This window comes from Streptomyces sp. NPDC002643 (assembly GCF_053592555.1).
Window position 1 is genome coordinate 66,400 of record NZ_JBSFVY010000005.1, and the last position, 13,222, is coordinate 79,621.

12 protein-coding genes are annotated in these 13,222 nt (G+C 70.6%); 8 read left to right on the plus strand and 4 right to left on the minus strand.

The features are described from left to right. The first annotated feature begins 51 nt into the window (after positions 1-51). The 3 genes from ACWD4G_RS09270 to ACWD4G_RS09280 all read left to right on the plus strand — a co-directional run bounded on the left by ACWD4G_RS09270 (position 52) and on the right by ACWD4G_RS09280 (position 3,403). Positions 52-1,035 carry an aldo/keto reductase gene (locus tag ACWD4G_RS09270; RefSeq protein WP_451291814.1) on the plus strand — a complete coding sequence of 328 codons (984 nt, stop codon included), beginning with the start codon at positions 52-54 and terminating at the stop codon, positions 1,033-1,035. 190 nt (positions 1,036-1,225) lie between these two features. Further along, positions 1,226-2,590: an FAD-dependent oxidoreductase gene (locus tag ACWD4G_RS09275; protein ID WP_451291816.1), complete on the plus strand. Its 1,365-nt coding sequence runs from the start codon at positions 1,226-1,228 to the stop codon at positions 2,588-2,590. 192 nt (positions 2,591-2,782) lie between these two features. Further along, positions 2,783-3,403 carry an L-threonylcarbamoyladenylate synthase gene (locus ACWD4G_RS09280; protein WP_451291817.1) on the plus strand — a complete coding sequence of 207 codons (621 nt, stop codon included), beginning with the start codon at positions 2,783-2,785 and terminating at the stop codon, positions 3,401-3,403. Between the two features lie 37 nt (positions 3,404-3,440). On the opposite strand, the gene ACWD4G_RS09285 is transcribed toward ACWD4G_RS09280, so the two are convergent. Next, entirely contained in the window at positions 3,441-4,520 is a 1,080-nt protein-coding gene (locus tag ACWD4G_RS09285; RefSeq protein ID WP_451291819.1) for a DUF6745 domain-containing protein, read from the minus strand. A 137-nt stretch (positions 4,521-4,657) separates the two neighbouring features. Then, on the minus strand, positions 4,658-4,984 hold the full coding sequence (locus ACWD4G_RS09290) for a hypothetical protein (RefSeq protein ID WP_451291820.1): 327 nt from the start codon (positions 4,982-4,984) through the stop codon (positions 4,658-4,660). Positions 4,985-5,244: 260 nt separating this feature from the next. On the opposite strand from ACWD4G_RS09290, the gene ACWD4G_RS09295 reads away from it, so the two are divergent. The 5 genes from ACWD4G_RS09295 to ACWD4G_RS09315 are packed head-to-tail and all read left to right on the plus strand — an operon-like array spanning position 5,245 to position 10,568. Then, entirely contained in the window at positions 5,245-6,213 is a 969-nt protein-coding gene (locus ACWD4G_RS09295) for an STM4015 family protein (protein WP_451291821.1), read from the plus strand. 21 nt (positions 6,214-6,234) lie between these two features. Beyond that, positions 6,235-7,410 (plus strand): STM4014 family protein, encoded by a 1,176-nt coding sequence (locus tag ACWD4G_RS09300; protein WP_451291822.1) that lies wholly within the window; start codon positions 6,235-6,237, stop codon positions 7,408-7,410. Positions 7,411-7,444: 34 nt separating this feature from the next. After that, positions 7,445-8,269, plus strand: a complete 825-nt coding sequence (locus ACWD4G_RS09305) for an STM4013/SEN3800 family hydrolase (RefSeq protein WP_451292286.1) — start codon at positions 7,445-7,447, stop codon at positions 8,267-8,269. Then, entirely contained in the window at positions 8,266-9,660 is a 1,395-nt protein-coding gene (locus ACWD4G_RS09310; RefSeq protein ID WP_451291824.1) for an STM4012 family radical SAM protein, read from the plus strand. The genes ACWD4G_RS09305 and ACWD4G_RS09310 overlap by 4 nt, the downstream gene beginning before the upstream one ends. Before the next feature lie 8 nt (positions 9,661-9,668). Further along, entirely contained in the window at positions 9,669-10,568 is a 900-nt protein-coding gene (locus tag ACWD4G_RS09315; protein WP_451291826.1) for an STM4011 family radical SAM protein, read from the plus strand. Here the strand turns inward: ACWD4G_RS09315 and ACWD4G_RS09320 are convergent. Together ACWD4G_RS09320 and ACWD4G_RS09325 are read right to left on the minus strand one after the other, a co-directional pair. Further along, on the minus strand, positions 10,520-11,218 hold the full coding sequence (locus tag ACWD4G_RS09320) for a response regulator (protein ID WP_451291828.1): 699 nt from the start codon (positions 11,216-11,218) through the stop codon (positions 10,520-10,522). The genes ACWD4G_RS09315 and ACWD4G_RS09320 overlap by 49 nt on opposite strands. Beyond that, positions 11,215-12,939, minus strand: coding sequence for an ATP-binding protein (locus ACWD4G_RS09325; protein WP_451292288.1), 1,725 nt, complete (start codon positions 12,937-12,939; stop codon positions 11,215-11,217). Before ACWD4G_RS09325 ends, ACWD4G_RS09320 begins: the two co-directional genes overlap by 4 nt. Positions 12,940-13,222: the final 283 nt, after the last annotated feature.

The following is a 13,222-nucleotide window of genomic DNA, read 5'->3' on the forward strand; positions in this document are numbered from 1 at the left end:
CGATCACATGCGGGGTGATCACAGGGGGTGGGCGGATGTCAGACTGGCCGCATGGAAGAACGCGCATTCGGTAAGGCGGGCCGGCAGGCCTCCGTCGTCGGTCTCGGTACATGGCAGCTGGGCGCCGACTGGGGAGACGTCGACGACAGCGAGGCCCAGGCGGTGCTGGAGGCGGCGGTCGAGTCGGGGGTGACCTTCTTCGACACGGCCGACGTCTACGGGGACGGTCGCAGCGAGCAGACCATCGCCACGTTCCTGCGGGCCCGGCCCGAGCTGGACATCTTCGTCGCCACGAAGATGGGCCGCCGGGTGGAGCAGATCCCGCAGAACTACGTCCTCGACAACTTCCGCGCCTGGAACGACCGTTCCCGCCGCAACCTCGGCGTCGACCGGCTCGATCTGGTCCAGCTGCACTGCCCGCCCACGCCGGTCTACTCCTCGGACGAGGTGTTCGACGCGCTGGACACCATGGTCGCGGAGGAGCGCATCGCCGCGTACGGGGTAAGCGTGGAGACCTGCGCGGAGGCGCTGACGGCGATCGCCCGGCCGGGGGTGGCGAGCGTACAGATCATCCTGAACGCGTTCCGCATGAAGCCCCTGCTGGAGGTCCTCCCGGCGGCCGAGAAGGCGGGCGTCGCGATCATCGCCCGGGTTCCGCTGGCCTCGGGACTGCTGTCGGGCAAGTACACCAAGGACACGGTGTTCCCGGAGAACGACCACCGCACGTACAACCGGCACGGTGAGTCCTTCGACCAGGGCGAGACCTTCTCGGGTGTCGACTACGAGTCGGGCGTCGAGGCGGCGGTCGAGTTCGCCGCGCTCGCCCCGGAGGGCTTCACTCCGGCCCAGCTGGCGCTGCGCTGGATCATCGACCAGCCGGGTGTGACCACCGTGATCCCGGGTGCCCGCAACCCCGAGCAGGCACGTGCGAATTCGGCCGCCGCCGCGCTGCCGCCGCTGACCGAGGAGACGCTCGGTGCGATTCGGGGGGTGTACGAGCGGAGGGTCAAGGAGCAGGTGGAAGGCCGCTGGTAGCTTCGGCGGAGCCGCGCTTGGACGCCGAACCCGCGCCCTTCCGGGGCGCGGGTTCGGCGTCCACGCAGGGGCCGCCCATGGCATAAGATCGGCTTATGAGGTCATAGACCCGACCCCCGTACTGGGTAAGGGTTACCTTAGTTTAGGGTTGCCGTCGAGTCGCCTGTCTCCACTCGAAGGGAACCTGAACATGCCCCGCCCTCTGCGGGTAGCCATTGTCGGTGCCGGACCCGCCGGGATCTACGCCGCCGACGCGCTGCTGAAGTCCGACGTGGCCACCGAGCCCGGTGTGTCCATCGACCTCTACGAGCGGATGCCCGCCCCGTTCGGACTGATCCGCTACGGCGTGGCCCCCGACCACCCCCGCATCAAGGGCATCATCACCGCCCTGCACCAGGTGCTGGACAAGCCCCAGATCCGCCTCTTCGGCAACGTCGACTACCCGACGGACATCAACCTGGACGATCTGCGCGCGTTCTACGACGCCGTGATCTTCTCCACGGGCGCCACGGCCGACCGCGCGCTCGACATCCCGGGTATCGACCTCGACGGCTCCTACGGCGCCGCCGACTTCGTCTCCTGGTACGACGGTCACCCGGACGTCCCGCGCACCTGGCCGCTTCAGGCCGAGAAGGTCGCCGTCCTCGGTGTCGGCAACGTCGCCCTCGACGTGGCCCGCGTCCTCGCCAAGACCGCCGACGAGCTGCTGCCGACGGAGATCCCGCCGAACGTCTACGACGGCCTCAAGGCCAACAAGGCGCTGGAGGTCCATGTCTTCGGCCGCCGTGGCCCGGCACAGGCGAAGTTCTCCCCGATGGAGCTGCGGGAGCTGGACCACTCCCCCAACATCGAGGTCATCGTCGACCCCGAGGACATCGACTACGACGACGGCTCCATCGCCACCCGTCGCGGCAACAAGCAGGCCGACATGGTCGCCAAGACCCTGGAGAACTGGGCGATCCGCGACATCGGCGACCGCCCGCACAAGCTCTTCCTGCACTTCTTCGAGTCGCCCTCGGAGATCCTCGGCGAGGACGGCAAGGTCGTCGGTCTGCGCACCGAGCGCACCGCCCTCGACGGCACCGGCAACGTCAAGGGCACCGGCGAGTTCAAGGACTGGGACGTCACCGCCGTCTACCGCGCGGTCGGCTACCTCTCCGACAAGCTGCCCAAGCTGCCCTGGGACATCGAGTCCGGCACCGTCCCGGACGAGGGCGGCCGGGTCATCCAGGAGTCCGGCGAGCACCTGCAGTCGACGTATGTCACCGGCTGGATTCGGCGCGGCCCGGTCGGTCTCATCGGCCACACCAAGGGCGACGCCAACGAGACCGTCTCCAACCTCCTGGACGACTTCGCGAACGGCCGTCTGCACGAGCCCAGCGCCCCGACCCCCGAGGCCGTGGACGCCTTCCTCGCGGAGCGGAACGTGCGCTTCACCACGTGGGAGGGCTGGTACAAGCTGGACGCCGCCGAGAAGGCGCTCGGTGAGCCGCAGGGCCGTGAGCGTGTGAAGCTCGTGGAGCGGGAGGACATGCTTCGGTCGAGCGGAGCGTAAGCGCTCCGCTCGGGGGCGCGGGATTGGGGTTGGGGGACTGCGGGATGTTGGTTGGCCGCGGGTTTGTCGTGGCTGGTCGCGCCCACGCGGCGGAGCCGCACATGGACAACGTCCCGCGCCCCTAAAAGAACTTGGTGCCGGGCGGCGGCAGTAAGTCGCCGTCGGCTGCCTTGCGAGGCATAAGCTCGGGCAATGGCCAAGTACTTCGACGTGCATCCCGACAATCCTCAGCCGCGTTCCATCGCCCAGGTCGCGGACAGTGTTCGGGACGGTGCGCTCATCGTTTATCCGACCGACTCCTGTTTCGCGTTGGGGTGTCGGCTCGGGAGCCGGGACGGAATCGATCGGATTCGGGCGATCCGGCAGCTGGACGATCGTCATCACTTCACCCTGGTCTGTGAGAACTTCGCGCAGCTGGGGCAGTTCGTGCATGTCGACAACGACGTGTTCCGCGCCGTGAAGGCGTCGACGCCCGGCAGTTACACCTTCATCCTCCCCGCGACCAGGGAGGTGCCCCGCAAACTGCTCCACCCGAAGAAACGCACCGTGGGTGTGCGCATCCCCGATCACAGGGTGGCCCAGGCCCTGCTCGCCGAACTCGGTGAGCCGCTCGTCTCCAGCACTCTTCTCCTCCCCGACGAGGAGGAACCGCTGACCCAGGGCTGGGAGATCAAGGAGCGCCTCGACTACCAGGTCGACGCCGTGGTGGACTCCGGGGACTGCGGTACCGAGCCGACCACCGTCATCGACTTCTCCAGCGGCGAGGCCGAGATCATCCGCAAGGGCGCCGGGGACATCTCACGGTTCGAGTGAGCGACACGGCCAAGGTCTTCTGGGCGTTTCGCCGGGCTCACGTCTGCCGCAGCGGCTCGTACGCCTCCGCGCTCAGACCGAACGTCCAGGCCACCCCTTCCCGTGCGGTTCTCGTGGTGGGCGGCACCCGGAGCCAGTAGGTGCGGCTCGTGCCGTCCGGCTCCGGGGTGGAGTTGACGACCTCCACCATCACGGCGTCCTCGTCGCCCGGCAGGGATATCCGCCAGAGCACCCCTGTCTCGTCACGGTGCACCGGCTTCGCGCCGGACTCCTCCAAGTAGCGGTCGTAGCCGTAGTACTCCAGCATCACCCGACGCAGCTCGGCGTTCTCCTCGTTCCGGATCTCGGTGGGCGTCAGTTTGCCGAGACGTTCGAGGAATGCGCCGGGGACGGGCAGTCCACGCCAGGCGTGCAGCGCGAAGCCGTCGGCGTAGGCGAGCGCCGGGCCGTCACCGCGGTCCAGTCGGCCGGCCTCGTCACGGTGGAGTTCCGTGGGCCGCTCGGAGACGACGGCCACCTTCTCATAAGGCCACCACCAGCCCGCCGTACGAGCGACCTCTGCGAGGCCGTCGAGAGAGGAGTCGGCGGAGGCAGCGGAAACGGGGGTGTCGTCCGTGTCGGTCGTCGTGCCGGATGCCTCGTCGAAGGCCGAGAGCCAGGCCGACTCGTGCTGGCCGAGGACGGCGTCCAGGAGGAGGAGTCGGATGCGGGTCTCCTCCTTGCGACCGTCAGGGGCGAGTGCCTCGATGACGCCGGTGCGGACGCGGTCGACCAGCGGGCGGGTGGTCTCCCACAGGTCGGCGCCGGTGGCACGCCAGTGGTCGCTCCAGCCGGCGGGGCCCAGGCCGGCGTGCAGGCGTTCGCGAGCGGCCGCGACGGGGCCGTTGCGGACGGCGTCGCGGACGCTCGGGCCGGTCTCCGGCAGGGGCTCGCCGCCCTCCGCCTGCGTTCCCGACAGCAGGCGTACCGCCTCCAGCGGTGAGCGGGCCCACACGATGTGTGGGGGCTCCGGCAGCCCCGCCCGCCGGTAGGCGAGCCGTACGCCCGCCTCGGCGCGCGCCCGGTCGGCCGGTCCCGTGGCCGCCGCCACCGCACGCCAAGTCGTCTGTTCCGTCACGGCGTTCCTCCTGGATGTCTCGTCGTCGTTCTGTGTCGTTCTGTGTCACCGACGGCCGTACGTCACGGCCGTCGTCCGTCCGCCGTCCCCGTGCCCTCCCCCGAGCGGCACGCGGACGGATTGTGTCCGTCGCGGTGTCAGTCCGCGACGACCCGTACCGAGCCGGGCACGTACTCGCGCTGGCGTATGACCCGGTACCAGCCCTTCGGCAGGGAGATCGCCGCATGCTCCTCGTGCACGACACGGGCGCCCTCCGGCACATGCAGCAGCATCGGGCCGAACACGCTCGCCTCGCGGATGAGGCGGCCCGGGCCGACCACGGCGTGGGCGTGGCCGGTGACCTCGCCGAGGGCGAGGACGAGCCTGCCGCGCCCGTCGCGCGGCTCCGACGCGGCGTCAAGTGCGCCGCTGGGCACGGCGGTCTCCGCCAACGGCACGATGAGGACGTCTCCTTGCCGGTACATGGGTCTCCCTCCCGTCGGGCACTCGCTGTGCCACGGAAAGGACGGTAAAGGCAGCCACTGACAATCGGCCCGCGCCCCGGCAGTTATCCACAGGGCCGCACGGTGTTCGTCCACAGGACGGGGGTCCGCCGAGCGCGTTGTCAGTCGGACTTGGTAGAACTCCCGTACCCGGCAGCGCTGTGTGCGGTGCGGGTGATCGACGGGCAGAGCCGTGCATGGCTTCGGCTGCCCATGGACCAGGAACGAAGGGGCGGGGACACATGACCATCGGGGACCACTTGCGGGACTTCCACGACCTACCGGTCCATGACTTCCCCACCTCGGTGAAGGGGCCGAAGGCAGCACCGCACCTGCCCGCCCCGGACTCCGTCGCCTGGCGGATCGCCGTGGAGTCGTACGACAGCGACGAGGCGTGGGAGGACGCCTTCGCCCGTTTCCTCGCGGCCATCGACACGACGAAGGTGCGGGCGCTGATCGTGGGTGCCTGGAGCGACGCGTACGACAACGGGCCCGAGGCGGTGATCGAGGCGCTGGTGGCGGCGAAGGAGAAGCTGCCCGCGCTGCGTGCCCTCTTCCTCGGCGACATCGTGATGGAGGAGTGCGAGATCTCCTGGATCAACCAGAGCGATGTGAGCCCGCTGCTGAGCGCCTTCACGGAGTTGGAGGAGTTCGGTGTGCGCGGCGGCCAGGGGCTGGTCTTCCCCGAACTGCGCCATGAGCGGCTGCGGAAGCTGGTCGTCGAGACCGGCGGCATGCCCGTCGGGGCGGTGCGGGGTGTGGCGTCCAGTGATCTGCCGGCCCTCACGCATCTGGACCTCTGGCTGGGCACCTCCGAGTACGGCGGTGACTCTGAGGTGGCCGATCTGGCACCGATCCTGGCCGGCACCCGGCTGCCCGCGCTCAACCATCTGGCGCTGCGCAACAGCGAGGTGCAGGACGACATCTGTGTGGCGCTGGCCTCCGCCCCGGTCGTCGCCCGGCTCGACGTCCTCGACGTGTCGATGGGCGTCCTCACCGACGACGGCGCGACCGCGCTGCTCACCGGCCAGCCGCTCACCCATCTCACCACGCTCGATCTGCACCACAACTACCTCAGCGCCGAGATACGCGACCGCCTCCGCGACTCCCTGGAGGCCTCGGGCGTCCAGGTCGACGTCGACCCGGACGACGCGGAGTCGGACGAGGAGGAGGACGGCACGGTGTGGCGTTTCGTGGCGGTCGGCGAGTAGTTCGAGGTGAGGGGGGTCAGTGTGTCCGGGGGTGGGTCCGGCGGTGGCGGCGGGGCGTCCGGCCCGCACCGGTGGGTCGTCGTCGGCAACGGGGACAATCGGCGGGTCGGGCTGTTCGTCGCGGCGGCCGAGGCGGCCGGCATCGGGGCGCCAAGGGTCGTCGAGTGGCGGGACGTGCTGCGCGACGGCGGTCATGAGTTCGCCGACGACGAGGTCGTACGGCTGGACTCGCCGGGGGAGAACGCCGAGGTGGACCGGCTGCTGCGGGGCGTCGACGATCCGACGCGGGTGGAGGGTTCCGCCCTCTGGTACGACCGGTTCCTCGACGCCGTGCGGTCGTTGCGGGGCGGGGTGCGGCTGGACGATCCCGCCGAGCTGGCGGTGCTGTTCGACAAGCGGCTGTGCCATGCCCGGCTCGCCGCGGCCGGGGTTCCGGTGCCCCCTTCGCCCACGTCGGGTGGGGTGCTGCCGGTGCGCGGCTGGGACGACGTACGGGCGGCGATGCGGGAGCACGGCATGCCGCGGGTCTTCGTGAAACCGGCCCATGGGTCGTCCGCGTCCGGTGTGCTCGCCGTCGAGTCGGCGGCGGGCGGACGGATCAGGGCGACCACGTCGGTGGAGGTGGCGACGGACGGCGGGCTCCACACGGCCCCACGGCTGCACAACTCGCTGCGGGTGCGCCGGTACACCGACGAGCGGGAGATCGCCGGCATCGTCGACGCCCTGGCGCCGGACGGGCTGCACATCGAGCGATGGCTGCCGAAGGCGTCCGCGCAGGGCAGGTCCGCCGATCTGCGGGTCGTGGTCGTGGCGGGCCGGGCCACCCACGCCGTCGTACGCACCAGCCGTTTCCCGATGACGAACCTCCACCTCGGCGGGTCGCGGGGCGATCTGGCGTCGGTCGTCGACGCGGCGGGCGATCGCTGGCGGCAGGCACTCGACATCTGTGAGCGGGCGGCGGCCTGTTTCCCCGGCACGTTGTCCGTCGGTGTCGATCTGCTGCCGTCGATCGGCTGGCGCCGGTTCTCCGTCGGCGAGGTCAACGCCTTCGGGGATCTGCTGCCCCGGCTGACCGGTCTCCCCGGCGGCCCGGCGGAGGGCCTCGACACCTACACGGCCCAGATGGAGGCGGTGCGGAACCACGTCCTCCCTCACCTCCCGCACCCCCTGGCAAGGAAAGACCATGCACCCTTCTGACACCCCGGCCCGGCGCCCGGTCGAGCCGCCCGACATGAACGAGGTGGTGGGCCGTGACGATCTGCTGCTGCTCACCCTCGACACCCTGCGCCACGACGTGGCCGTGGAGCTGGCGGAGGCCGGGCGGCTGCCGAATCTGGCGGCCCATCTGCCGGGCGGCACCTGGGAGAAGCGGCACGCCCCCGGCAGCTTCACCTACGCCTCGCACCAGGCGATGTTCGCGGGCTTCCTGCCGACCCCGGCGGCACCCGGCCCGCACCCCAGACTGTTCGCGGGCCGGTTCGCCGGGAGCGAGTCGACGGCCGGGCGCACCTTCGTCTTCGACAGCCCCGACCTGGTGTCGGCGCTCGCCGAGCGCGGCTACCGCACGGTGTGCATCGGCGGGGTCGGCTTCTTCAACAAGAAGGGGGCGCTGGGGAACGTCCTGCCGGGCCTGTTCCAGGAGAGCCACTGGGAGCCTGAGTTCTCCGTGGCCTCGCCGACGTCGTTCGAGTCCCAGGTGGCCCGCGCCGAGCGGATCGTGGCCCACCTGCCCGCCGAACAGCGGCTGTTCCTGTTCCTCAACGCCTCGGCGCTGCATCAGCCCAACTGGTTCCATTTGCCGGGTGCCACGCGGGAGGCCGGCGACAGCCTGGTCACGCACGCGGCGGCCCTGGAGTACATCGACCGGCATGTGGGGCGGCTGTTCACCGCGATGCGTTCGCGTCGCCGCTGCTTCGCCGTCGTCTGCTCCGACCACGGGACGGCCTACGGCGACGACGGATACACCGGGCACCGCCTCGGCCACGAGTCCGTGTGGACCGTTCCCTACAGCCACTTCTTCCTGGAGCATCTGGAGCACCTGGAGCCGTCCGCATGACCGTCATCACCGCTGTCGCCACCGTCGCCACCGCCACCGCCGCCGCCGATCCGTCGTCGCGGCCCTACCAGCACTACGTGTACGCCTACCCGCACAAGACGGCGTACCGGGAGCTGCCGGAGCCCCGTCGCCTCAGCGACCTCTGGGCCGGTGAGTCCAAGCAGGCCCTCTCCCTCTACGCGCACATCCCGTTCTGCGAGGTGCGCTGCGGCTTCTGCAATCTGTTCACCCGGATCGGGGCGCCCGACGGGCTGACCGGCCGCTATCTCGACGCCCTGGAGCGGCAGGCGATCACCGTCCGGGAGGCGCTCGGGGACGCGGAGCCGGTGCGGTTCGCCAACGCCGCGTTCGGCGGGGGCACGCCCACCTTCCTGGAGGCCGCCGAGTTGGAGCGGCTGTGCGACATCGCCGAGCGGCACATGGGCGCGGACCTGCGCGCGATCCCGCTCTCCGTCGAGGCCTCCCCCGCCACGGCGACCGCCGACCGCCTCGCCGTACTGGCCGACCGGGGCACCACCCGGCTGAGCCTCGGTGTGCAGAGCTTCGTCGACGAGGAGGCGCGGGCGGCCGTACGACCCCAGCGGCGTGCCGATGTGGAGGCGGCCCTCTCCCGCATCCGGGACACGGCCATCCCCGTCCTCAACATCGACCTGATCTACGGCATCGACGGCCAGACGGCGGCCAGTTGGCGACTCTCCCTGGACGCGGCCCTCGCCTGGCGCCCCGAGGAGATCTACCTGTACCCCCTCTACGTCCGGCCGAAGACGGGCCTGGCCACCCGTCACGCCGACCCGGACCTCCCGGACCCCGACTGGGACGAGGCCCGGCTGAGCCGCTACCGCGAGGGCCGCGACCATCTCCTCGCCTGCGGCTACGAGCAGATCTCCATGCGGATGTTCCGCCGCACGGACGCCCCACCGCAGGGCCCGGACGACTACGCCTGCCAGACCGACGGCATGATCGGCCTGGGCTGCGGCGCCCGTTCGTACACGTCCGGGCTGCACTACTCCTTCGACTACGCGGTCGACATGCGGGAGATACGCGGGATCATCGACGACTACACGGCCACCGAGGACTTCAGCCGACCCGTGTACGGCTTCGAGATCGACAAGGGCAGGAACGAGGCCCGCCGCCGTTACCTCCTCCAATCGCTGCTCCAGGCACAGGGGTTGGCGGTGGCCGACTACCGCAGGGAGTTCGGGAGCGAACCGTACGACGACTTCCCGGTGGAGTTGGAGCGGCTGGCGTCGCGCGGCTGGCTGGCTGACGTAGACGTGACCGCCGAGCTCCTGAAGCTATCCGACGAAGGGCTCGCCCACTCGGACGCCGTCGGCCCCGAGTTCTTCTCCCCCGTTGTACGGGACCTGATGGCCGAGTACGAGCTGAGGTGAAGAAGGCCATGGACCTGACGATCCTCTACCGTGGGCCGCTGGCCTCCTGCGACTACGACTGCCCGTACTGCCCGTTCGCCAAGCGGCGGGACTCGACGGCTCAGTTGCGGGCGGACCGGGCGGCGCTGGAGCGGTTCACGGCGTGGGCGCGGGCGCAGAAGGGCGACCGGCTCTCCGTGCTCTTCACCCCGTGGGGCGAGGGGCTGGTGCGGTCCTGGTATCGGCGGGCCCTGGTGGAGTTGTCGCACGAGGCGCATATCGAGCGGGTGGCGATCCAGACCAACCTCAGCTGTCGCACCGAGTGGCTTGCCGACGCCGACCTGGACACGGTGGCGCTGTGGTGCACGTACCACCCGGGGCAGACGCCGTACGAGCGGTTCCTCGACAAGACGCGGCGGCTGGACGGGACGGGGGTCCGGTTCAGTGTGGGGATCGTCGGGCTGCCGGAGCATCTGGGGCATGCCCGGCGGCTGCGCGCGGAGTTGCCGGAGCGGGTGTATCTGTGGGTGAACGCCGCCGACGGGCACACCTACACCGATGAACAGGCGGCGTTGTGGGCCGAGTTGGACCCGCTCTTCCCGTTCAGCCGCGATCCGCACCGCTCGGCGGGGCAGGCGTGCCGTACGGGTTCGTCGGTCGTGTCGGTCGACGGGGACGGGACGGTACGGCGCTGCCACTTCGTGAAGGCCGAACTGGGCAACCTCTACGACGGTTCCTTCCGCCGGGCCCTGGCGCCCCGCCCGTGCCCGCTGGCCGTGTGCGACTGCCACATCGGCTATGTGCACCTCGAAACGCTGCCGCTGTACGACGTGTTCGCGGGCGGAGTCCTGGAGCGCATACCGACGCCGGGCGCCCTCGGTCACACCCGCCAGCTGTACCGGCGCTCCGGTCGTCCGGCCACCCCGTAGCGGAGGGTGACCTCGGCGTTGCCGGTGCCGTGGAAGTACTCCAGGTAGCGGCGGGCGCTGACGCGGGAGATGCCGGTGAGGGTGGCGCACTCGGTGGCGGACAGGGTGCCGTCGGCGGCGCGCAGGGTGCGTTCGATGAGGTCGGCGGTCTCGACGCTCATGCCCTTGGGCAGGGCACCGCCGGCCGGCGACGGTGTGGCCCCCGCCCCGGCCAGCACCCGGTCCACGTCGGCCTGGCTGTGCACGACCGTGGTGAGCAGCCGGCCGCGCTGGGCGGCGTACCGCTGGAGCCGGGAGGACAGGTCCTCGAACTCGAACGGTTTGAGGAGGTAGTCGACGACACCGTGCCGTACGGCGCCGCGCACGCTGTCGGCCTCCTTGGCGGCGCTGATGACCATGACGTCGCAGTCGTGGCCCGCGGCGCGCAGCCGGGGTATGACGTCGAGGCCGAAGACATCGGGGAGGTAGAGGTCGAGCAGGACCAGGTCGGGGCGGAGTTCGTCGACGGCGGTCACCGCCTGTTCGCCGCTGCTGGCGACGCCTACGACATGGAACGGCTCGACGCGTTCGACGAACGTGCGGTGGACCCGGGCCACCATGAAGTCGTCGTCGACCACGAGTACGTCGATGGCGTCCAACCCTTGTCTCATGGTGTCGCTCCTTCCGCCACCGCGTCGGTGAGGTGGCTGACGGTCATGCGGGCGGTGAACATGGCCCCGTCCGGGGTGTTGGTCACCGAGATCTCACCGCCGTGCCGTTCGCAGACGAGGCGGGTGAGGGCCAGGCCGATACCGCGTTCGCCCTCCTGGGCGGCCTTGGTGGTGAAGCCGTGGGAGAAGACCTCGCGGGCGAGTTCCGGTGCCACTCCGGGGCCCGAGTCGCGGACCACGATCTCCACGCTGGAGGCGTCCTGGCGCAGCTCCACCTCGACCCAGGCCTCGCGGTCACCGGACCCGATGCGGTCACCACCGCCGCCACCACCTCCACCACCTCCACCACCTCCACGGCCGGCGGCCCCAGCCCCGGCCCACGTCCCGTGGTCGTCGGGGGCGCCCGAGGCGGCGGCGTCCACGGCGTTGTCGACGAGGTTGCCGACCACGGTGGCGACATCGGCGGCGTCCTCGGGGGCGAGCCGGTCGAGGGCGGTGGCGTCGGAGATGCGCAGGGTGACCCGGCGTTCGGCGGCGAGGGAGGTCTTCGCCATCAGCAGGGCGGCGACGGCGGTGTCGCGGACCCGGCGGCTGAGGGTGACGTCGAGGGAATGGCGGCGTCTGCTGAGCGCCCGGATGTAGTGGACGACCTCGTCCTGTTCGCCGATCTGGATGAGGCCGGAGATGGTGTGGAGTTGGTTGGCGAACTCATGGGCCTGGGCTCGCAGCAGTTCGGAGGAGCTGCGGAAGGAGCCGATCTCGCGCTCCAGCCGGGCCAGTTCGGTGCGGTCCCGGAGGGTGGTGACCGAGCCGAGGTGACGGCCGTCCTTGGTGACGGTCATCCGGTTCATGACGAGCACCCGGCCCCGCCGGATGACGACCTCGTCGCGCTTGACGACCTCGTCCCGCTTGGTCGAGGTGTGCTCCTGGGCTCCGGCGAGCACATCCCTCAGCCGCCCCTCCACCCCCAGCTCCCCCAGGCTCTTCCCCACGCTGTCCTCGGGCAGGTCCAGCAGGCGCCGCCCGACCTCGTTCACGAGGGTGAGCCTGTGGTGGGGGTCCAGTGCGATCACGCCCTCGGCGATGCCGTACAGCATGGCCTCGCGGTGTTCGGCGAGGCCGGCGATCTCGCGGGGTTCGAGGCCGAGCGTCTGGCGTTTGACGCGGCGGGCCAGCAGCCAGGAGCCGACGATGCCGAGGCCGCTGGCGATGCCCAGGTAGGCGAGGAGGTAGGAGGAGGCTCCGCTGAGGCGCTGCCACACCGTCGGGGAGGCCTCGCCGATCATGACCGTGCCCAGAAGCCGGCCGAGGTTGGCGTCGGTCGCGCCGAGGACGGGCACCTGGGCGACCAGTTCCTGGCGGCCGTCCAGCGTCAGCGACCCCGCCCAGCCACGGCCGGGCTCGGCGCCCTCGCCGATGGGGAGGCGTTCGCCGATCGCGGTGGGGTCGGTGGAGCTGACGATCTTCCCACGGGCGTCGGCGACCGTGATGGACGTCACTCCCGACTGGGTCTGGAGGGAGTTCACCAGAGTGGCCAGCGCCTCGTGCTCGACGGGCTGGGCGAGCCGGTCGCGTACCAGGGGGTTGGCGGCGAGCTGCTCGGCGAGCGCGGTGACGCGGCGGCCCTCCACCCTGTTGAAGGTCGCGGCGGACTGGGTGAGGGAGACCGCGGCCACCGCGAGCAGCACCACCACGACGATGGCGAGCTGGAGGACCAGCATCTCGCCCGCGAGGGTCTGGCGACGGAACACGGCGTACTCATCTCTCACAGCGGCGGGGAGTGTGACGGCGGTCTCTTGCGTCGGCTTGTGCGGTGGGTCGCACAATCATGGCGCCCACGTATGGTCCGCGAAAGGGACGTGTGGGGACAGTGCCCATAAGGTGACAACCGCCACGACCTCAATGACCACAACCACCGTTGCTTCCGGAAGTGAGACATGCGTCTCACGCGCGGGCACGATGTGGCACAGGTCACCTTCTCTCCCGACCCGAACCCGACCTTCA

Coding starts and splice junctions, on each gene's coding strand:
- ACWD4G_RS09270 (WP_451291814.1), top strand. CDS start 52: ATGGAAGAACGCGCATTCGGTAAGGCGGGCCGGCAGGCCTCCGTCGTC.
- ACWD4G_RS09275 (WP_451291816.1), top strand. CDS start 1,226: ATGCCCCGCCCTCTGCGGGTAGCCATTGTCGGTGCCGGACCCGCCGGG.
- ACWD4G_RS09280 (WP_451291817.1), top strand. CDS start 2,783: ATGGCCAAGTACTTCGACGTGCATCCCGACAATCCTCAGCCGCGTTCC.
- ACWD4G_RS09290 (WP_451291820.1), bottom strand. CDS start 4,984: ATGTACCGGCAAGGAGACGTCCTCATCGTGCCGTTGGCGGAGACCGCC.
- ACWD4G_RS09295 (WP_451291821.1), top strand. CDS start 5,245: ATGACCATCGGGGACCACTTGCGGGACTTCCACGACCTACCGGTCCAT.
- ACWD4G_RS09305 (WP_451292286.1), top strand. CDS start 7,445: ATGAACGAGGTGGTGGGCCGTGACGATCTGCTGCTGCTCACCCTCGAC.
- ACWD4G_RS09310 (WP_451291824.1), top strand. CDS start 8,266: ATGACCGTCATCACCGCTGTCGCCACCGTCGCCACCGCCACCGCCGCC.
- ACWD4G_RS09315 (WP_451291826.1), top strand. CDS start 9,669: ATGGACCTGACGATCCTCTACCGTGGGCCGCTGGCCTCCTGCGACTAC.
- ACWD4G_RS09320 (WP_451291828.1), bottom strand. CDS start 11,218: ATGAGACAAGGGTTGGACGCCATCGACGTACTCGTGGTCGACGACGAC.
- ACWD4G_RS09325 (WP_451292288.1), bottom strand. CDS start 12,939: ATGCTGGTCCTCCAGCTCGCCATCGTCGTGGTGGTGCTGCTCGCGGTG.